The sequence below is a fragment of the Sphingomonas elodea ATCC 31461 genome (assembly GCF_000226955.1).
Lineage (GTDB): Bacteria > Pseudomonadota > Alphaproteobacteria > Sphingomonadales > Sphingomonadaceae > Sphingomonas > Sphingomonas elodea.
This window is the reverse complement of record NZ_AGFU01000007.1, coordinates 1-20,382: the sequence shown is the minus strand read 5'-3', so window position 1 is coordinate 20,382 and position 20,382 is coordinate 1. Positions and strand designations below refer to the sequence as shown.

At 65.5% G+C, this 20,382-nt stretch carries 17 protein-coding genes and 1 CRISPR repeat array; of the genes, 11 read left to right on the top strand and 6 right to left on the bottom strand.

Annotation, left to right across the window (positions count from 1 at the left end; all coding sequences use genetic code 11):
* Positions 1-9: 9 nt before the first annotated feature.
* On the bottom strand, positions 10-483 hold the full coding sequence (ybaK, locus tag KK7_RS0103095) for a Cys-tRNA(Pro) deacylase (RefSeq protein WP_010543180.1): 474 nt from the start codon (positions 481-483) through the stop codon (positions 10-12).
* 139 nt (positions 484-622) lie between these two features.
* On the opposite strand from ybaK, the gene KK7_RS0103090 reads away from it, so the two are divergent.
* The 4 genes from KK7_RS0103090 to KK7_RS0103075 all read left to right on the top strand — a co-directional run bounded on the left by KK7_RS0103090 (position 623) and on the right by KK7_RS0103075 (position 4,743).
* A complete protein-coding gene (locus tag KK7_RS0103090) occupies positions 623-1,342 on the top strand; it encodes a S8/S53 family peptidase (protein ID WP_010543179.1) in 720 nt (239 codons plus the stop codon).
* Between the two features lie 146 nt (positions 1,343-1,488).
* Complete coding sequence (locus KK7_RS0103085) at positions 1,489-1,896, top strand: DUF2147 domain-containing protein (protein ID WP_010543178.1); 408 nt, start codon at positions 1,489-1,491, stop codon at positions 1,894-1,896.
* Between the two features lie 57 nt (positions 1,897-1,953).
* Positions 1,954-3,234, top strand: coding sequence for an OmpP1/FadL family transporter (locus tag KK7_RS0103080; RefSeq protein ID WP_010543177.1), 1,281 nt, complete (start codon positions 1,954-1,956; stop codon positions 3,232-3,234).
* A gap of 138 nt (positions 3,235-3,372) precedes the next feature.
* Positions 3,373-4,743 (top strand): tetratricopeptide repeat protein, encoded by a 1,371-nt coding sequence (locus KK7_RS0103075; RefSeq protein ID WP_010543176.1) that lies wholly within the window; start codon positions 3,373-3,375, stop codon positions 4,741-4,743.
* Between the two features lie 107 nt (positions 4,744-4,850).
* On the opposite strand, the gene KK7_RS0103070 is transcribed toward KK7_RS0103075, so the two are convergent.
* The gene (locus tag KK7_RS0103070) at positions 4,851-7,877 is read right to left on the bottom strand and encodes a TonB-dependent receptor domain-containing protein (RefSeq protein ID WP_010543175.1); all 3,027 of its coding nucleotides are present in this window, start codon (positions 7,875-7,877) and stop codon (positions 4,851-4,853) included.
* Positions 7,878-7,917: 40 nt separating this feature from the next.
* Positions 7,918-8,073, bottom strand: a complete 156-nt coding sequence (locus tag KK7_RS22805) for a hypothetical protein (RefSeq protein WP_157999976.1) — start codon at positions 8,071-8,073, stop codon at positions 7,918-7,920.
* Between the two features lie 843 nt (positions 8,074-8,916).
* Between KK7_RS22805 and KK7_RS0103060 the strand changes: the two genes are divergently transcribed.
* From KK7_RS0103060 to cas2, 7 genes are all read left to right on the top strand, one after another.
* Positions 8,917-11,259, top strand: a complete 2,343-nt coding sequence (locus tag KK7_RS0103060; protein ID WP_040597500.1) for a CRISPR-associated endonuclease Cas3'' — start codon at positions 8,917-8,919, stop codon at positions 11,257-11,259.
* Positions 11,260-11,683: 424 nt separating this feature from the next.
* Positions 11,684-12,349, top strand: a complete 666-nt coding sequence (cas5c, locus tag KK7_RS0103055) for a type I-C CRISPR-associated protein Cas5c (RefSeq protein WP_029622717.1) — start codon at positions 11,684-11,686, stop codon at positions 12,347-12,349.
* Entirely contained in the window at positions 12,346-14,172 is a 1,827-nt protein-coding gene (gene cas8c, locus KK7_RS0103050; protein ID WP_010543172.1) for a type I-C CRISPR-associated protein Cas8c/Csd1, read from the top strand. The genes cas5c and cas8c overlap by 4 nt, the downstream gene beginning before the upstream one ends.
* Complete coding sequence (cas7c, locus tag KK7_RS0103045) at positions 14,169-15,101, top strand: type I-C CRISPR-associated protein Cas7/Csd2 (protein WP_010543171.1); 933 nt, start codon at positions 14,169-14,171, stop codon at positions 15,099-15,101. Before cas8c ends, cas7c begins: the two co-directional genes overlap by 4 nt.
* A 9-nt stretch (positions 15,102-15,110) precedes the next feature.
* Positions 15,111-15,767: a CRISPR-associated protein Cas4 gene (gene cas4, locus KK7_RS0103040; RefSeq protein WP_010543170.1), complete on the top strand. Its 657-nt coding sequence runs from the start codon at positions 15,111-15,113 to the stop codon at positions 15,765-15,767.
* Positions 15,768-15,770: 3 nt separating this feature from the next.
* Positions 15,771-16,811 carry a type I-C CRISPR-associated endonuclease Cas1c gene (gene cas1c / locus KK7_RS0103035; RefSeq protein WP_010543169.1) on the top strand — a complete coding sequence of 347 codons (1,041 nt, stop codon included), beginning with the start codon at positions 15,771-15,773 and terminating at the stop codon, positions 16,809-16,811.
* A gap of 4 nt (positions 16,812-16,815) precedes the next feature.
* Positions 16,816-17,106, top strand: coding sequence for a CRISPR-associated endonuclease Cas2 (cas2, locus tag KK7_RS0103030; RefSeq protein ID WP_010543168.1), 291 nt, complete (start codon positions 16,816-16,818; stop codon positions 17,104-17,106).
* 181 nt (positions 17,107-17,287) lie between these two features.
* Positions 17,288-17,979: a CRISPR direct-repeat array (repeat unit 32 nt; unit sequence GTCGCCCCCCACGCGGGGGCGTGGATCGAAAC).
* A gap of 105 nt (positions 17,980-18,084) precedes the next feature.
* On the opposite strand, the gene KK7_RS0103025 is transcribed toward cas2, so the two are convergent.
* From KK7_RS0103025 to KK7_RS0103015, 3 genes are all read right to left on the bottom strand, one after another.
* Positions 18,085-18,621 (bottom strand): hypothetical protein, encoded by a 537-nt coding sequence (locus KK7_RS0103025; protein ID WP_010543167.1) that lies wholly within the window; start codon positions 18,619-18,621, stop codon positions 18,085-18,087.
* 76 nt (positions 18,622-18,697) lie between these two features.
* Complete coding sequence (locus KK7_RS0103020; protein WP_010543166.1) at positions 18,698-19,549, bottom strand: 3'-5' exonuclease family protein; 852 nt, start codon at positions 19,547-19,549, stop codon at positions 18,698-18,700.
* Between the two features lie 50 nt (positions 19,550-19,599).
* Positions 19,600-20,253, bottom strand: coding sequence for a hypothetical protein (locus tag KK7_RS0103015; protein ID WP_010543165.1), 654 nt, complete (start codon positions 20,251-20,253; stop codon positions 19,600-19,602).
* Positions 20,254-20,382: the final 129 nt, after the last annotated feature.

Genomic DNA, 20,382 nt, shown 5'->3' with positions numbered 1-20,382 from the left:
CCGCGCAGTTCAGGCGATGATGGCTCGGACCCTGGCCTGGAGCAGCGCCGCCGCATCGCGCGGATCCAACCGCACCTGCAGGCCGCGTTGCCCGCCATTGAGGAAGACATAGGGTTCCGCGACCGCGGTCTCCTCGATCACCGTCGGCAGCGTCCGCATCTGCCCGAAGGGGCTGATGCCGCCAACCTTGTAGCCGGATAGCCGCTCGGCATCGCCCGGCTTCATCATCTCGGCCGATTTGCCGCCGAGCGCTGCGGCGAGCTTCTTCATCGCCACCTGGGCATCGGAGGGCAGGATCACCAGCGCGGCCTTGCCGTCAACCCTGGCCATCAGCGTCTTGAGGACGCGCGCCGGCGGCTCGCCTAGCGCCTCGGCCGCCTGGAGGCCGATCGAGTCGGCATCGGGGTCATAGTCGTAGACGTGCACGCTGAACGTGATCTTCGCCGCTTCCAGCATCCGCGTGGCGCGGGTGGCCTTCGACATACCGGGACTCCCTGGCAACCCATTGCGGCCCCGTTGGCAGTGCATTTGCCTCCGCACAACCACCGAACGGCGACGAAGAACTTCTTAACCATTTTTTTCTAGCATCTTCGTAGGGTTATCGGTTGGGCGGAGGTCTGGCATGCTGCTGGAGATGGCGCTGTTCGCGGCGGTTGCGGGGACATCCCCGGCGGCGACGCCGCGCGTCGCGATCATCGACAGCGGCGTGGCGGAGACGGCGGAACTGCGCGGCAAGCTGATCGCCGAGTACGACCTGGCCGGCACCGATCGCACGCCGTTCCGCCCGCGCTACGACCATGGCACGATGGTCGCCACGATTCTTACCCGCGCGGCGGCGGGGCGGGTGGCGATCGTGTCGCTGCGGATCGACGATCCCGCCGGTTGCCGCCCCGGCGCCAACCCGCCCTGCCAGCCCAGTGCTGCGCCTATCGTGGCCGCGATCCGCAAGGCGATCGCGCTGAAGGTCGACGCCATCAACATTTCGCTCGCGCTGGCCGACGATCCCGCGATCACCGCCGCCGTGCACGACGCGGCGGCGGCCGGCATCGTGGTGGTGCTGGCCGCCGGCAACAACGGGCTGCCGCATCCCGGCAACCTTGCGATGGCGCGACAGGGCTTCCCCAATGCGGTGCTGGTCGGCGCGCTCGATGCTGCCGGCAAGCCCTGGGCCGGCACCAACCGACCCGATGCCGAGATGCAGGGCTATCTCTATGTCTGGCAGCGCGGTGTCGACGTGCCGACCGCGCTGGCAGACGGGCGGGCGGCGACCGGCACCGGCACCTCCTTCGCCGCTCCGATCGAGACCGCACGCCGTATCGCGCGCCGCCGCCGCACTGCCTGACATTTTCGGAAACACACCGCAGGTTGCGGAACTTTGAGGAATGGGTATGGTTCCGGCCCAGGAGAGGCTGGAGCGTAAATATGCGCCTTGTCTGTCCTCGCTACGGTGAATCCGTGGCGGGAACATGAGACAATGGAAAAACAAGTATGTGGATGAGTTTGCTTGTCGCGATGCTGGTCGCAGCACCGCAAGGCGGAGAGGGTGTCGTAGGCCGCTGGAAGACCCAAACGCGCAACGCGATCGTGGAGATCCAGCGCTGCGGCCCTTCGATCTGCGGACGGATCCTGAGTTCGGATGCGCTGCGCACCAATCCCGATCTGCGCGACGCCAAGAATTCCAATGCCCAGCTGCGCACTCGGCCGCTCAAGGGTCTCCAGATCCTGGGTGGCTTCACTGCCGACGGCGCGAACTGGAGCGGCGGCAAGATCTACAATGCCGAGGACGGCAAGACCTATAGCGCCGACATCACCCTGGCCGGCCCCGACCAGCTGAAGCTGCGCGGCTGCGTGTTCAAGCCTTTTTGCCGTACCCAGACCTGGACCCGGGTTCGCTGATCGGGGCGCTCCGGCGCTTCCCCGAACCCCAGTAGCGTGAGTAACGTAATGAAAAAAATGCATCTCCTCCTCGCCGCCGGCACCACGCTGGCGGCTACTGTCGGCTGCGCGGGTATGGCCCATGCCCAGGCCTTCTACCTCCAGGAACAGTCCGCCCGCGCGGCCGGCCGCGCCTTCTCGGGCGAAGTCGCCGATACCGGTGCCGCCTCCTTGTGGTGGAACCCGGCCGCGATCGCCGATGCCGAGCGGATCGAAGCCAACCTGAATGTGGTGGGCATCCTGCCGCGCGGCGAGGTGGTAGACACCGGCACGCTGATCCGTCGGCCCGGCGGCCAGCCGGCAACCCCGATCGGTGGCCAGGCGACCAGCCGCAACCCGATCAACAACGGCGTGCTGCCGTCGGGCGCGATCGCCGTGCCGCTCGGGCGCCGGGTGGCGATCGGTCTCGCGGTGACGTCGCCGTACAGCTTCACCACCGATTATGATTCGAGCAGTTGGGCCCGCTACAGCGCGGACAAGACCCGGCTGCGCACCATCGACATCCAGCCCTCGATCGCCGTGTCGGTGACGGACTGGCTGCGCGTGGGTGTGGCGGCCAATGTCGAATATACCGATGCCAGTCTCAGCAACGCGCTGCCCAACGTGATCGCCAGCCTGCCCGACGGCCGGCAGGAGCTGAAGGGCGATGGCTGGGATGTGGGCTGGAGCGCCGGCTTCCAGATGCACAGCGACCGGGTGACCGCGGGCTTCAGCTACAAGTCCGCCATCCGCCACAAGCTGAAGGGCAACCTCACCGTCAGCGGTCTGCTCGGCCCGCTGGCGCCGAACAATCTGGCGCTGTCGAACGTGCAGGCAGACTTCTACACGCCGGCCCAGCAGATCGCCGGCATCCGCTGGCGCGCTACCGACAAGCTGACGCTCAACGGCCAGGTGGTGCACTATAACTGGGACAAGTTCGACGCGATCCGCCTCGGCGCCCCGCTCAACACCGCGCTCCCCGAGAATTATCGCGATAGCTGGAGCTATGCCGGCGGCATCGATTACATGGTGTCGCCCGCGCTTACCCTGCGCGCCGGCGTGCAGCGGGCGACCACGCCGACCCAGAACGGCCAGCGCGATGCGCGCGTGCCGGATTCGAACCGGTGGAACTTCGGCGCCGGCGGCTCCTATGCGGTGACGAAGAACATCGTGCTCGACGCCGCGGCCAATTATGTCGATTTCGCCAATGCGCCGATCGACCGGGCGACGATCGCGGCAGGCTCGACGATCCTGACCCAGGGCCAGCTGCGCAACGCACGGGCCTTCGTCTTCTCGCTGGGCGGCCGCGTCCAGTTCTGATCGCACCGAGTGGTACCGGACGCCGCCGATCCCCAAGGGCTCGGCGGCGTTCGCATATCCGGGCCATGACGGGTCTATCGCGGGCGACGACCTTTGGCCTATCGAGGGGGTTCGATACCAAATCTTAAGGACGTTGCCTTGACCGAGCTGGAGACCCCCGACCGCCTTACCGAGGGCCGCGCCGCGCTTGGCCAGGCGATGGCGCTGCACGACCAGGGGGATCTCGAAGGCGCCGAAGCCGCTTATCGCCAGGCGCTGGCGCACGGGTATCGCGCCGTGGATGTGTTGCCGCTGCTCGCCGGGCTGCTGGGTCGCCTGACCCGTCCGGAAGATGCGCTGGCGGCCTGGGATCAGCTTCTCCACCTCGTGCCCGACCATGCCGTCGCGCTGCACGAAAAGGGCCTGACGCTGCATTGGCTCGGCCGCACCGATGCGGCAATCACTGCGCTGGAGCAGGCATGCGCGCTTGATCCCGACAACGCGACCGCGATCGGCAACCTGGGTGTCGTGCTGGCGGATGCGGGCCGCAACCTGGAGGCGCTGCACCAGTTCCGCCGTGCGCTCGCGCTCGATCCGGGCAATCTCCATCTGCGCCACCAGGTCCGGCGGCTCGGCGCGGGATCGGTGCCGTTCTGGCATATCCCGATGATGAACGACGTGCCGCGCAACGATGCGTTCGAGGCCGCGATCAAGGCGGCGCTGGCGGAGCGGGGGCAGGGCGCGCGGGTGCTCGATATCGGTGCCGGCAGCGGGCTGCTGTCGCTGATGGCGGCGCGGGCAGGGGCGCAGCAGATCGTCGCCTGCGAGATGGAGCCGATGATCGCCGAGATGGCGCAGCACATCGTCGCCGCCAACGGCTATGCCGACCGCATCACGGTGCACGCCAAGCCCTCCACCGAGCTTGCCGTGGGTGCCGAGCTGGACCGCCCGGCGGAGATCCTCGTTTCCGAGATCCTGTCGAGCGACCTGCTGACCGAGAAGGTGCTCGACACGTTCGAGGATGCCCATCGTCGCCTGCTCGCGCCCGATGCGATCGTGATCCCCCGCGCCGCCAGCGCGATGGGCTGTCTTGTCGCGAGCGAAACGCTCGCCGACTACGCCTTTGTCGGCGAGGTTTCGGGCTTCGATCTGTCCGCCTTCGGTGCCTTCGCGCCGCAGCGCCTGCCGATCCATGGCACGATGACGGGCTGGCAGCGCCTCTCCGATGATGTGGAACTGGTGCGGCTGGAGCTGACCCAGAAGAAGCACGACGCCACGCTGGCGCGCCTGCGCATCCCCGTCACCGCCAGCGGCCGCGCGATCGGTATCGTCCAGTGGATGCATATCGATTTGCGGGAGGGCGTGACCTTCGACAATCATCCCGACGGCTATCAGGACGGCGGCTGGCTGCAGGTGCTGCACAGCTTCCCCGCGCCGATCGACGTGGTGGCGGGGGAGACGATCGACCTCGCGGTGGGGCATGACCGGATCACGCTGATCCTGTGGCCGCTGCCGAAGGAAAGCGGCTGAAACGCAAGAGGGCCGGCGACCACCGGCCGCCAGCCCTTGCCTGCTGACTGTGGGCGGCCTGTCCGGGAGGAATGGCCCTCCCGGACAGGCCGCGTCGTCGGTTCGGCTTAGAAGGCGAAGCTCGCGCCCGCGCTGAAGTTGCGGCCGACCAGGCCGGCATAATGCCAGCTGCTCAGATAGTTCGGGTTGCTGGTATAGGCGCCCGACGCCAGCGGCGCGCGCGCGTTGGTGAGGTTCTGGACGTTGACGAAGAAGCGGAACTTGTCGTTCACCTGCACCGCGGCGTTCAGATCCACATAGACGAACGGACGGATGAAGCAGAACTTCTGCGCATCTTCCGCACGCACGATCGGCGCCAGCGTGTGCGAGCAGGACAGGTCGATCTTGCCGTCCACGGGCGAGATCTCGTCCGCCGCGACCTGCTTGATCCGGCCGACATAGTAGGTCGTCGCCGTGAGCGAGAACTTGCCGACTTCCAGCGCGTTCTGCCAGTTGCCGCGGATGCGCGGCGTGCCGCCACCCGAGGAAAGCTCGTACGGCCCGAGCGTACCCGCATATTTCTGCACGACGCCCGCCGGGGTGACGAGATCGAGGCGCAGCACATAGGTAAGGTCGAGGCGGCTGATCAGGCGCACATTGTCGGCGATCCGCAGGTTTGCCGTCGCCTGCGTGTCGATGCCGGAGCTGACCTGATAGTTGGCGTTGACGTAGGGCACGTTGAACACCAGCAGGCGCGGCAGGGCGCCCGGGTTGACCGGATCCGGCGCGTCGATGACGTTGCACTGATAGCCCGGCCCCACCGCGGCGAGCGCGGCGCAGGCTGCGGTCGCATCGGTCTGGCCATAATAGGCCTTGATCGCATCGGCACGCAGCGGGCCGCTGACGATGAGGTTCGACTTCTTGATGTTGTAATAGTCGACCGTCATGTTGAACCAGCGCGTCGGTTTCAGCATCGTGCCGATGGTGATGCTCTGCGAGTTTTCCGGCAGGATATTGGGATTGCCGGTCGCCCCGCTGCCGATGTTGTAGCTGCCCGAATAAGCGGGGTTGCCGCCATGGGCGGCGACGAAGCTCGCCGGCGGCGTGAACGAAGAGAAGCCCGAATAGCTGCTGGCCGCATTGTTCTCCGCGAACGTGGGCGCACGGAAGCCCTGCGAATAGGTCGCGCGGAAGGCGACCGCCTCGATCGGGTTGAACTTCACGCCCACCTTGGGCGAGAAGTGGCTATAGCCCTGCGAATAGTGGTCGTATCGGCCCGACACGTTGAGATCGAGCGTCTTGAGGAACGGCGCGTCGATCTCGAAGAAGCCGGCCGTCACGGTCTGGCGGCCCTGTGCCGACGAGGTGTTCAGCCCGTAATAGGTGAGGCCCGCATTCTGGTTGCGGTTCATCAGCGTCTCGCGACGGATCTGGAAGCCCGCGCCCATGTTGAGGTCGCCGCCCGGCAGCGTCATCACCGACTTGAGCAGCGAGCCGCCGATCGTCGCGACCGTCGAATAGGAGGGCGTGGTGCGGTCCGGCGAGATCTGGCTGCGCACCGCTGCCGTGTTCTGCTCCGGATTGACGAAGTTGTAGGCGCCGGTGTTGACCGCGCTCAGCAGCCCCTGGATGTTGATGAAGCCGCGCTGGGTGACGCTGAAATTGTCGCGGGCATAGACGCCGTTCAGGCGGAACTTGAAGCCGTTGCCGAGATCGCCCGAGATGCCCGCCGTGGTGCGGAACACGTCGACATAGCGGAAGCTGCCGGCGGGGATGTCGCCGAACAGATAATAGATGCGCGCCGCACCCTGGCTGGGATTGGCTGCATAGGCGGCGGCATAGGGGTTGTTCGGGTTGAGCTGGCGATCCGCGGCGGTCGCGCAGTTCACGCCGGAGGCGCAGACATAGACCGGCAGCACGATCCCCGGGCTGCTCGACGCGATCGAGGCCGATCCGCCGAACGGCTGCGTCTGGCGGATCGCCGAGGGCGCGCCCGTGATGGTGACTTCGGAATGCGAATAGCTGCCCGATGCGAAAAACTCGAAATTGTCGCCCAGACGCGCGGTGAGGCGGCCGGTGGTCGAATAGCGCTGCTGCTTCGGCTGGATGATCAGATATTCGTCGGGGATGTTGTGCTTGCAGCCGGTGCCCTGTGCCGCGCCCGAAGTGACCGTGAAGGTGCCATAGGGGCAGGCATTGGGGTTCAGCAGCTGATACTGGTTGGTCAGCGGCGCACCGATCTGGCCGGCCAGCGGATTGTTCAGGTCGCTCTGCGTCACGCGCGTGACCACCGCCTGCGGGTTCGCCGTGGTCAGCGAGTCGTCATTGCGGTTGCGGTCGAGCAGGCCGCTCGGCGACAGGTCGAGCGTGTTGAACGGATAGCCGCGCGAGTGGTTGGTGATGTACCCGTCATAGGTATATTCGCCGTTCAGGTAGAAGTTGAAGCCCTTCTCCTGATAGTCGCCGAAACCGGCGGTCAGCGTGGCGCGATAGTGCGCGCCGTCGCCCCGGCCAGTCGTGCCGCCCTGCACCGATCCGTCGATGCCCTGGACGTTCTTGCGGCTGATCAGGTTGACGACGCCGCCGATCGCGTCGGCACCGTAGGTGGAGGAGGCGCCGTCCTTCAGCACCTCGACCCGTTCGATGGTGCTGAACGGGATCGAGTTCAGGTCGACATAGGCGTTGTGGCCGTCGTCATTCAGCGGGAAGTTGGCGGAGCGCAGGCCATCGATCAGCACGACGGTGGACGACACGCCGAGGCCGCGGAGCGAGACGGCGGCGCCGCCGGCCGAAAAGCCGTTGCGGAAACCGGTGGAAATCGAGCCGGCGCTGTCGGCCGAGACCGAGCGGATCGCATCCTGCACGGTGGTGATGTTCGCGCGCTGCAGCGTTTCCGAGCTGAGCACCGTGACCGGCGAGATCGAGCTGGCGTTGGAGTTGCGGAACAGCGTGCCGGTGACGACGATCACGGGTGGCTGGTTGGCTTCCGGCTCCGCCTCGGGCGCCGCGGTGGTCTGCTGCTCCTGCGCCGGCACTGCGCTTGCCGCGGCGTCCTGCGCCTGCGTCGTGGTCTGCGCAAGGGCGGGAACAGAGGTCGCCACGAGGAGCGCTGCGGTGGAAATGCCGGCCCGCAGGCTGGAAAATGCCGAAATCATTGGAGTCACGATGCCCTTCCCTTTTGACGCAACCGCGGGATCACCGTCGGTCGCGCAGACGCCGCGATCGGGCGTTGCGCGGGCCGGCTATCACCCGGGACGTTAAAGAGAATTTAAAATCACCCGCATGCCGCTCACTGAAATCGATACGTAATTCAGGGTTAAATGTGGTGCGCTGATCGATGATCGACGCCATTCATGCGATTTGTGGGCGGGATTATTGCTTCTGTAGTCAAGTATGCGCTGGGCGATGATGAGTATAAGGCAGTGTGGTAACCCTTTAAAACATTATAGCAATAATTCGTTATGAAATTTGGAATGATTATCTTAGTATAAAAACTATATTACTTCACAGTTTCGCGTTTTTATTGGAGTTTCTCGTGGTTCCGTGCCGCGTCGATGAGGTTGTCGGCGTTGGACTTAGTCACAATACGCCCGATCCTGTTGAGATTCATACCGTTCTCGAAGGGTGCGAATCTGCCGTTCAAGGATGTCGCTCTCGTCTGCCGGACACACGAAGATCTCCGCCGCTGAAGCGACGGAGATCTTCCAGATTTCCAAAAGGAAAGTGGTCGGGGAGAGAGGATACCCGACCAATTAGGGCCTGCGCTAAGTTATTGAAAACACGTGATCGATGCCTCGCCGTTTCAGGCGCGGTGTACAGTCATGCGTACACTCGTGCCTTCGCTGCCGTCAATCTGTCGCGCGATCAATCTGTCGGTGCGCGATCGCGTTGGTCAGATTCGTGCTCTATGATTGTGTGCGATCTTCGTCGTCGCACCGAGCAAGGGAGTTCCCAATCGACCATCGGCGGTGTTTGCCCACCTGAGATCAACGGGCTTAGAATCCATATAGTTGCGAAGTAGTGCAGGCAGGGCGGTTGGCAGGCGCGAATATCGGTTCTGGGAGCAGCCATCGTTAATCGCTAGTGCGAGAATGGCGGTGGCGAATGATCTACCGTCGGCAATGAAAAAAACCGAGCATTGATGCGCCACCTGAGATGGTCTTGCATCAATTGATGTCGTGAAAGCTGAGGGTGATGTTTGCGCATTCTATTGAAAATGCACCTGAGTCGCACTGGGAGCCGCTTTCGCATCACCTGAGTCAGGTGAGTCAACGGGCGGGCGCTTTCGGACAGGCCTTCGGTGCTTCGTTGCCCGCACAGATCATGGGCGCGCTGCATGATATCGGCAAATGCGCCGAGGCCTATCAGCGCTATATCCGCACACCCTCTACAAGCAAGGCCCAGGCGCGTGGTCCGGATCATAGCACCGCCGGCGCGCAAGAGGCGACTCGCTTGTTTGGAAAGGCGATCGGTCGCCTCATGGCATACGGCATTGCCGGCCATCATGGCGGGCTGATGGATGGCTCGGCGCTTACCGCACGCGAAACCAAGCTGGTCGAAGACTATTCGGGCTGGGAAGCGTATGTGCCGCCACTGCCCGATGAGACCGCACTGCTGGCGAGCCTGACGAAGACCAGGCGCAACGCTATCGAACCCGCATTCAGCCCCTTCTTCCTCGGACGGATGCTGTTTTCCTGTCTGGTTGACGCCGATTTTCTGGAGACGGAGCGTTTCTATGCGGCAGCGGCCGGGCTTCCGCCGCCAGAGCGGGGCGGGAGGGTCGACCCGCGCCACCGAGACGCCGTTCGTGCCTACATGGCCCGCCATCGGCGCAACGACACGCCCGTCAACCAGCTTCGTTCGCGGATACTCGACCATGCGGTGACGAAGGCCGCGCTGGCGCCCGGCCTGTTCACCCTCACCGTGCCGACCGGTGGCGGCAAGACGTTGACCTCGCTCAGCTTCGCGATGGAGCATGCGATCGCGCATGGGCTGGAGCGGATCGTCTATGTCATTCCCTTCACCTCGATCATCGAACAGACGTCCGAGGTGTTTCGTACCGCGCTCGGCCCCGAACTGGCGGGCGATGTCCTTGAGCATCATTCGAGCTTCGATTGGGATGCCGAGCCGCCCGTCGCGGAGGGGGATGCCGAAGAAGAGGGCGCCAGCGGCCTCGCCAAGCTGCGCCGAGACGCTCAGAACTGGGACGTGCCGATCGTTGTCACCACGGCGGTGCAGTTCTTCGAGAGCCTGTTCGCCGCGCGCACCAGTCGCGCCCGCAAACTGCATAACCTGGCGAAAAGCGTGATCGTGATCGACGAGGCCCAGTCGATACCTGTCCATCTGCTGCGCCCGTGCATGGCCGCGATCGACGAACTGGCGAAAAACTACTGCGCGACGGTGGTGTTGTGCACTGCAACCCAGCCCGCATTACGGGTGCAGGATGGCGCGTTGCCGCAACCGGCAAGGGCGCCGTCGGACAAGGGAGCGGACCGGATTGAGGGGCTAGATATCCCTCCAGACCGTGAGCTCGCCCCCGATCCTGCGGGACTGTATACGGAGCTCCGGCGCGTGGCGGTCGAATGGTTTCAAGCGCCGGTCCCCGACAACGCGATTGCCGCTCGCTTTGCCGAGCAGTCGCGGATGCTTTGCATCGTCAACAGCCGTGCTCATGCGCGGGAATTGTTCGATGCGATCCGCCACCAACCCGGCGCGCGCCACCTGACCACGCTGATGTGCGCGCGTCACCGGCGGGACGTGCTGGCGTCGGTCCGCGCTGATCTGGAGGAGAAGGGGCGGCCGGTTCGTCTGGTGGCGACCAGCCTGATCGAGGCGGGCGTCGACGTATCGTTTCCCGAGGTCTGGCGCGCCGCAGCGGGTCTGTCGAACATTGCGCAGGCGGCGGGACGCTGCAACCGCAGCGGCGAACTGACCGGGCTGGGCAGGACGGTGGTGTTCGAGCCGGAGGCGGTGGCGGGGCGGCGCTCGGTTCCACGCGACCTCACACCCTTTTACGATGCCGCGCGGGAAGTGCTGAAAAACCCCGCGCTCGACCCGCTCAGCCTGGATGGGGTGATCGAATATTATCGCTGGCTCTACTGGCGTAAGGGATATGCTGCGCTTGATCGGGCAACGGGAACAGGGAGCGATTATCCAATCCTTCCAGCGATCCACGAGACGGTGAGCAGGCGTGGGATAAACTGCCCATTCCGCACCATTTCCGACGCATTCCAGATGATCGACGAGGCGATGGACCCGGTGCTGGTTCCGTATGACCCGGTTGCCGAGGAGGCACTGGAAGCGCTCGCCAATGCCGATTTCCCGCCAGCGGGCACCCTGCGCAGGCTCCAGCAATATGTGGTGCCGGTGCCGAAGCGGGTCCGTGCCGCGATGCTGGCAAATGGCGACGCGCGCGTGGTGCGCGCCGAATATGGCGATCGCTTCGTGCGCCTTCGCGATCTATCTCTTTACGATCGCGACGTGGGTTTGCAGCTCCTCGCTCCCGAATGGCGCACGTCGGAGCAAAACATCATGTGATGTTCACTGCCGTTTAGGTCACCTTCACGGTAAAATTGGACCACTTCACTTGACTAGAAAAATATATCGAACGCCATGTTTCGATCGCGTAATGGGAAGTTGGCGCCTGGAAATTCCGGCAAAGACATATCCAGGCGCCGGATCACCAGAGCCTTCAGCCGAGGGCAGAAAGGATCAGCGCTATGTGGCTCATAGCCCGGAGATTATGTTGAGGAAAGGGGCTGCCTCTCCAAAGAGAGCAGCCCCGCCCATTTGAGGCGTGGATCGAAACACCGTCAAATAAGACCAACTTCATCTCGACTAGAGTCGCCCCCTGCGGGGGCGTGGATATGATGAGGTATGTCGCTTCAAATGGGCACTCGACAAATTGTAGCGAGATCGCGAAGTTGTTTCGATAGCGTAGAATATACCGCAGGCGGGGGTGATGTCGGTCAGGCTAAAGATCTGGGGCGAATACGCCTGTTTCACGCGACCGGAAATGAAGGTCGAGCGCGTCAGTTATGACGTGATTACGCCCTCCGCAGCGCGCGGCATTTTGGAGGCGATCCACTGGAAGCCTGCGATCCGCTGGCATGTGACGCGCCTCCATGTGCTGAACCCGATCCGATTCCAGTCGATCCGCCGCAACGAAGTGGGCGCCAAGGCGAGCGCCGCCAATGCTGCCAGCGCGATGAAGCGCGGTAACACCGAAGGGCTGGGCATCGCAGTCGACGAAAATCGCCAGCAGCGCGCAGCGCTGGTGCTGGTCGATGTCGCCTATGTGATCGAAGCGCATTTCACGATGACGGCGCGGGCGGGCGCGGAGGATAGTGCCGCCAAGCATATATCGATGTTCAACCGACGCGCGTTGCAGGGCCAGTGCTTTCATCGCCCCTGCCTGGGCACGCGCGAATTTCCCGCCGAATTCGCGCTGATCGAGGAAGGGACCCCGCTGCCGCCCTCGACGTTGGTCGAGCCGGACCGCGATCTGGGATGGATGCTGCATGATATCGATTTTGCAAAGGGCAATGAATCGCGCTTCTTCCGCGCGCAGATGCGCGATGGCGTAATCGACGTGCCGCCCTTCGACGCCGAAGAGGTGGTGCGGTGACCATTCTCCAGGCGCTGAACGGCTACTACAAGCGCCTGCCGGGCGTGGCCGGGCAGGGATGGAGTTCGGAGAAGTTCGGCTGGTGCATCGTGCTCAATGCCGAGGGCCAGGCGGTCGACGTGGAGAATCTGCACGACCTGTCCGGCAAGAAGCCGCGTCCGACCTTGCACCTTGTTCCTGCCGCGTTGAAGCGCACCGTCGCCATCGCGCCCAATTTTCTGTGGGACAAAAGCGCCTATGTGCTGGGACGCACCGGGGGTGAGGGCAAGCGGACCGCCGACGAACACGCTGCCTTCGTCGCGCTGCACCTGGAGCGACTGGCGGGGCAGGAGGATGCCGGGCTCGTTGCGCTGCGCCGCTTTCTCGAACAATGGCGGCCCGAGCGGTTCGAGGATTTGCCGCGCGGCACGCCCGACTTGCTCGATGCGAACATCCTGTTCCGGCTGGAGGGCGAGCGCGGCTATCTGCACGAGCGGTCTGCGGCGCGTGCGCTGGTCGAGGCGGCCGCATTCGCCGGCGATCGCCCCGGCAGCGTGTGCCTGGTCACCGGCGAAGTCGGGCCGATTGCGCGGCTGCATCCGACGATCAAGGGTGTGGAAGGCGCACAAACCGCCGGAGCCGCGCTGGTGTCGTTCAATCTCGACGCCTTCACGTCGCTCGGCAAGGCGCAGGGGGCGAATGCGCCGACCAGCGAGGCCGCCGCATTTCGCTATGGCGAGGCGCTCAACCAGTTGCTGCGGCGGGACAGCCGCAAGCGCCTGCCGCGCCCGATCGGCGATACCACGGTGGTGTTCTGGGCCGACGCCAGCGAGGTGAAAGCCGCCGAGGCGGCCGATGCGCTTGCGGAAGACTGGTTGTTGGGCGGTGCGGACGAGGTTTCCGACGCGCAAGAGGCGGCCAAGGTACGCGAGCAGCTGGAAAAGATCGCCGCCGGACGCCCGGTCGCGGAACTGCGCAGTGATATCGATCCCGATACCCGCTTTAACATTCTGGGCCTGTCGCCCAACGCTGCGCGCCTTTCGGTACGGTTCTGGCTGAGCCAGGGCTTTGGTGATTTTGCCCGCGCGCTGGCGCAGCATTATCAGGACATGCGTGTGGAACCGCTGCCACATGGCTGGGGCGCCGCGCCCGCCGTGGGGCGGATGCTGGTCAACAGCACGGCGGCGCAGCGCGACTACAAGAACATTCCCTACGCATTGGCCGGCGAGGTGCTGCGCGCCGTGCTCTCCGGCGGGCGCTATCCGCAGACATTGCTGGCGACCGCGCTGATGCGCCTGCGTGCGGGCGATCCCAAAACGGCTGACGGTAGAACTGGCGACATCGGCTGGCATGCCGCCGTCATTCGCGGCGTGTTGGTGCGCGCGGGCCGGGCCAACCCCCTTGTTCCTGAACCAGGAGAGCTTCCGATGAGTTTGCAACGCGACTATCAGGACGCCGGCTATCAGCTCGGCCGCCTGTTCGCCGTTTATGAACTGGCACAGCGTTCGGCGCTGGGGCGTGTGAACGCCAGCATCCGCGACAAATATTTCGGGGCGGCATCGGCTGCCCCGGCGAGCGTGTTCCCGATCATCGTGCGCGGCGGCCAGAACCACCTGGCCAAGGTGCGCAAGGAAAAGCCCGGCTGGGCGGCGCTGATCGAGCGCGAACTGGAGGAGATCCACGGCCATCTCGCCCCCGCGCTGCCACGCTCGCTGACGCTGCAAAAGCAGGGGGAATTCGCCGTTGGTTATTACCACCAGCGCGCCGCTAGGTTGAGCGACGGCAAGGTCGAGATCGACCCCGCCGCCTTTAACGATACCACTGATTCCGAGGGGGAAGCATGAGCACGCCGGTTACCCAGCGCCACGAGTTCGTCCTGTATTTCGACGTGACGAACGGCAATCCCAATGGCGATCCCGACGCCGGCAACATGCCCCGGCTCGATCCCGAGACCAACCAGGGGTTGGTCTCGGACGTCGCGCTGAAGCGAAAGGTCCGCAACTTCGTCGCCTTGGTGAAGGAGGATCAGCCGGGCTTTGAAATCTACATGACCGAAGGCGCCACGCTGAACAACCAGCATAAGAAGGCGTGGAACGCGCTGCTGCCCGAGGTCACCAAGGACGACGAGTTCAAGAAGCTGCCCAAGGACCAGCATAAGGCGCAGGAGCTCACCCGCTGGATGTGCACCAATTTCTGGGACATCCGCACCTTCGGCGCCGTGATGACCACGGGCGTCAATGCCGGGCAGGTGCGCGGGCCGGTGCAGTTCGGCTTCGCTAAGTCGGTCGAGCGCATCCTGCCGCTGGAAATCTCGATCACCCGCATGGCTGCGACGACGGAAAAGGATGCCGAGGAAAAGGGCGGCCGCACCATGGGCCGCAAGCATATCGTGCCGTACGGCCTGTACCGCGCCCATGGCTTCGTATCCGCGCCGCTCGCCAGCCACCCGACCAAGGGCACCGGTTTTTCGCAAAGCGATCTGGAACTGCTGTGGCAGGCGCTGGGCCAGATGTTCGACCATGACCGCTCGGCCGCGCGCGGCGAGATGGCCAGCCGCAAGCTGATCGTCTTCCGCCACCAGAGCGCGCTGGGCAATGCCCAGGCGCAGAGCCTGTTCGATCGGGTGAAGACGTGGCGGGTCCACGAAGGCTCGGTGCAGGAAATCGGCAGCACCGCAACGGACAATTGGCCGCCCGCGCGCAAGTGGGAGGATTACAAGGTCACGATTGACCGCGAGGGCCTGCCGGCGGGCGTCGAGATCCTCGAATACTGAGACCCGGCGATGCGCGCGCCGCCCCCGGATCCCGCCGCCGAAGACGCGCTGGTGCCGGTGTCGGCGTTGCAGCATTATCTGTTCTGCCCGCGCCAGTGCGCGCTGATCCATGTCGAGCGGATCTGGGCGGAGGACGGCGCCACCGCCGAAGGGCGCATCCTCCACGAACGGGTCGATGGCGGGCGGCCGGACCGTCGCGCGGGCATCCGCACGGTGCGCGGGCTGGTCCTTCGCTCGTTCGAACACGGCCTGGCGGGAAAGGCCGACGCGGTCGAGTTCGTCCGCAATGTGCCCTATCCGGTCGAGTATAAGCGCGGCCGCCCCAAGGCGCACCGCGCCGACGAGGTGCAGCTCTGCGCCCAGGCGCTGTGCCTGGAAGAGATGTTTGGCTGCACCGTGCCAGAAGGTGCGCTGTTTTACGCCCAGACGAAGAAGCGCAGCCGCATCGCCTTCGATGCTGAGTTGCGCGCGCTGACGATCACGCTCGCGGCGGAAACCCGCGCGATGCTCGCCGCCAGCCATACCCCGCCGCCCCAGGCCAAACCCGGCTGCCGGCGCTGCTCGCTGGCGGATGCGTGCCAGCCCAAGCGGCTGGAGCGCCCGCCCGCCGTCCAGCGCTGGCTGCTGCGCCAGCTCGCCGAACCCGATGCCCTGCCGGAGGAGTGACCGATGCGGCGCCATCTCAACACCATCTATGTCACGACAGAGGACGCCTGGCTGCGCAAGGACGGCGCCAATATCGTCGTGGAGGTGGAGGGTGCCGAGCGCGGGCGGGTGCCGATGCACCTGCTGGAAGGGGTGGTGTGCTTCGGCCGGCCGGGGGCGTCGCCGGCGCTGATGGCGGCCTGTGCGGAGGCGGGGATCGCGCTTTCCTTCCTCACCCCCAACGGCAAGTTCCTCGCTCGGGTAGAGGGGCCGCGCACCGGCAACGTGCTGCTGCGCCGTACCCAGCACCGCGTAGCCGACGATCCCGTCTGCGCGGTGCCGATCGTGCGTGGCATCGTCACCGCCAAGGCGGCCAACCAGCGTACCGTGATCCGGCGTGCGTTGCGCGACCATCGCGAGCGGCTGCACCCTGATGCCCATGCTGCACTGACGGCGGCGGAGGCGCGGCTGGGCCACATCGCGCGCCGCGCCGCGCAGGCCGAGGATATCGATAGTCTGCGCGGGCATGAGGGGGAGGCAGCGCAGGTCTATTTCGGCGTGTTCGACGCGATGCTGCAGGGAGCGCGCCCGGCCTTCACCTTTGCCGGCCGATCGCGCCGGCCACCGCTGGACAGGGTGAACGCGCTGCTGAGCTTTCTCTATGCGATGCTCGGGCACGACTGCCGATCGGCGCTTGAGGGCGTGGGCCTAGATCCGCAGGTGGGGTTGCTCCATGCCGATCGGCCTGGTCGCGCCAGCCTGGCGCTGGATTTGATGGAGGAACTGCGCCCGGTGCTGGCCGACCGGCTGGCGCTGACGCTGATCAATCGAGGGCAGCTCAAGCCGCTCGACTTCACCGTGGACGAAGGCGGGGCGGTTTCACTGACCGACGATGGCCGCAAGGCGGTGCTGGTCGCATGGCAGGAACGCAAGAAGCGCGAATTGCGGCATCCGTTCCTGGGTGAGACGATGCCAATGGGGCTTGTCGCGCATGTCCAGGCGCAGTTGCTGGCGCGGCATCTACGCGGCGATATCGACGGCTATCCGCCTTTCCTGTGGAAATGACGCGATGCTGATGCTGGTCACCTATGATGTTAACACGCAGGACACGGCGGGCCGGCGGCGGCTAAGGCGCGTGGCAAAGGCGTGTCTCGACCTCGGGCAGCGCGTGCAGAATTCGGTGTTCGAGTGCGAGGTTGATCCGGCGCAATGGGCCTTGCTGCGCGCGGCGCTGATCAAGGAAATTGATGCGGAGAAGGATTCGCTGCGCTTTTACCGGCTCGGTGCCGATGGCAAGCGGCGGGTGGAGCATATCGGTGCCAAGCCCGTGCTGGATCTGGCGGGGCCGCTGCTTTTTTAGCCTTGCGCGAACCCAAATCTGTCCGATCCTGCACGGCAGGTTCGCGCGTTAATTGTTCTTTGCGACTCAAAGGGGTGGGGCGGACAGCGTCTGAACAGGTACCCATACGCGAGCAAACTGCGGGCAGTTCGCGCTACAGTACCGATTTACCGCTCTTTCTCATTGTATTAGCGCTATCGCGGTCGCCCCCCACGCGGGGGCGTGGATCGAAACCAGCTAGTGCCGTCCAGCACCGCCGAGAAATAGAGTCGCCCCCCACGCGGGGGCGTGGATCGAAACACCGCGATCTACAAGCGGATTTACCGTGCGCTCAAGTCGCCCCCCACGCGGGGGCGTGGATCGAAACTGATTGGTGCCGACGCGTTCAGCCAGCTCGCCCTGTCGCCCCCCACGCGGGGGCGTGGATCGAAACCTCTGCAACAGGCGCAGGCGTTTCCTCCGGTGCGGTCGCCCCCCACGCGGGGGCGTGGATCGAAACCTTGATTGCCACCTCTGCGGTAGCGCCGCGCTGGTCGCCCCCCACGCGGGGGCGTGGATCGAAACACTCCAGACATGCGAGGCTTTATGGAACGCCTGGTCGCCCCCCACGCGGGGGCGTGGATCGAAACCCGACCGATCAGGTCGCCACCCTTCCCCCGCCGCGTCGCCCCCCACGCGGGGGCGTGGATCGAAACAACAATGCGGCGGGCGGCGGGAAGACTACGCACAAGTCGCCCCCCACGCGGGGGCGTGGATCGAAACACGGATGCGGACCAGCGGCGGCGATATCCAACAGGTCGCCCCCCACGCGGGAGCGTGGATCGAAACCAGTAGAACAGGCTTTGCCCGCTGCGGATCGCCAGTCGCCCCCCACGCGGGGGCGTGGATCGAAACAGGTGGTCGGTTGCAATGACCGGCCGCGCGCTGGGGCCGACGCTATAGCAGTGTCGGTTACCGGGCGAACGATAGGCACCATCCGCTCAAGTGGATCGTGGCGTTTCAAAGGGTCGCGGCGAATTCCTCCATCGGAATGCCATCGGCATAGCGTGCGCCATCGGGGACGTGGAGCGAACCGACCAGTTTGATGCCCCACGCACGTTTGGCCGCCTCACGCCACAGCTTGTTGGCGCGCGCCATGCCGCGCGCCAACCGGCCACGCGGGGGGAGCGGCGAGGCTATCAAGCTGGCGCGCGGACCGATCGACCAGCGGTGCGTGTCGGTAAGCAGCTCGATCGGTGCCTCGTCGGAGGCTGCATAGAGCCGCACCTGCGGGTGCCAGTCGACCCAATGCGTCGCGCGCGTTGCGAGGGAAACGCCGATCGGCCCGCTGGCGATCGGCGTGTCGAATTCCACGTAGACGACGTCACGGCCGGTGTCTCCGACGACGTCCGCGACCTGGAGCGCCTCGATGGGGTTCCGGCGCCTGCCCGAGGCGAAGGCCACCGGGCTGCCGATGGGGGCGTCCGGATAGCCCATGGCGGTACGCAGGCCGATGGTCCAGGCCTGCAGTGTGTCGAGCGAATGCTGGATGGTCATATCGTAAAATCTCCGTTGGGGCCGGCGGCCCGAATGCTTTCTTTTCCGCCCCTCCTCCGAGGCCGTGGTCACCGCGTCAGCCACCAATCCCCGCCGCCAGCGCTTCCACCTTGCGGGCTTCCGCCGCGAAGGCCCGGGCCACCAACTCTTCGCCATATTGCTGCCACGCGGCGGCGTAGTCGCGGTGGGTGCAGTGAGTGGCGATGAAGGACGTCAGGCGGTGCGTCGCCTCGAGGACGGAGGCGGTGCCGCCCGTCAGTGCCCGCCAGCGCATCAGCAGCGCGGCCGTGGTCAGCACGTCGCCTTCGCAGACCGAGCGGACGGACGACCATTTCCCCTGCTGCATCAGCTGGCTGACGAGATTCGGCCGGCAGGTGACCTTCGCGGGAATGCCGAACCGGGCGGCGACTTCGGCCAAGTGCGCCGGGACCGCACCGCCGCACATCTCGCTGCACAGGTCGAGATGGCCGGAAGCATCCCGGCGCCACGGCGCGACGAGACGGGTCATGCCGGGCGGCAGCCGCAGCCCGGCGTCCATCGCGCCGATCAGAATCTGCGGCAGGTCGCTGTGGAAACCACCCCAGGTGACAAGCTGGACGCTGCCGAGCTGTTCCATATCAGCGAAGAACGCAGCGAGGACGGCTGCCTCATCGTGTTCCGGCAGGCTGCGGGTCTCCAGCCGGATCGGCCGAAGACCGTCGTCGGCTTCCGTCATCACCAGCCAGGATAAGGTAGCGATGCGCCGGAGCGGCCATCGCGGCGTCACGCAGGGGTCGTTCGATGGTAGATACTCGCCTTGACCCGGCCGAAGGCGTTCACTCGCCTGGTAGCGGGCGTGCGCCTGATGATCATAGGCGCGCTCCGCATCGAGCACGACGACGAAGCGCGGGGTATCGCTCTTCCAGAGCGAGGGCAGGTCTTGATTCATGGTAGGTCTCCGGCGGACGCGCAGCGTCCGCATGTTGTGGGTGCAGAAGGTCAGCGAGGGGTGCGCTGGTCAGCGAGCCAGCGGTCGAGCGCGCGCCGGGCAATCTGGGCGGGGTGCTCGGCATCGTCGAAATAGCCGTGCCCGGCGGCCCAGCTTCGCCAGCCGGCGATGGCCTCGCCGATCAATTGCTCGGCGGCGATGCCGGGATCCGGCAGCAGGTGAAGGGGCGTGGCCGCATCGCACGCGTCGAAATCGGCATTAGGGCCGCAGAAGCACGGCAGGAGCATTGCCTTTGCCTGACGCAGATGCGGGGTGTGCTCGCGCGGCAGATCACGCCAGCGGCCGGCGGTGTCGGCAGCCGCGGCGACGATGCCCGGATGCCGCACCGGGTCGGCCAGCGCGAGGAGGCGCCGCGGCACCGAGCCCCAATTATCCCAGCTGACCACGGTTTGCGTGGGCGGAAGCTGCGGCTCCAGCCAATCGAGCAAATCGCTGACGGTATCACCCTCGCCCAGGCAGCGGGCGTCGGCGGAAAAGCGATAGCCGCCGTCGTCGTTCGGCATGACGGTCAGCGTGCCGATCCCGCAGACCAGGCGCGCATCCGGCCGGTGACCGGCTCCGGGACAAGTGCCGATGGTACGCACGGCAAGGCCGATCGAGACGGGCGCGAAACCGCGCCCCTCGATCGAATCGATGAGACACATGGGAGAATTCCTTGATTTGAACCGAAGTGCGGCTGCGGTTGATCAGCCAGCTGCGGAGAGCAGGTCCGCGACATGGAGGTGGGCAGCGGCGTGAGATCGGAAGAGCGGTTCAGCAGGAATGCCGAGACC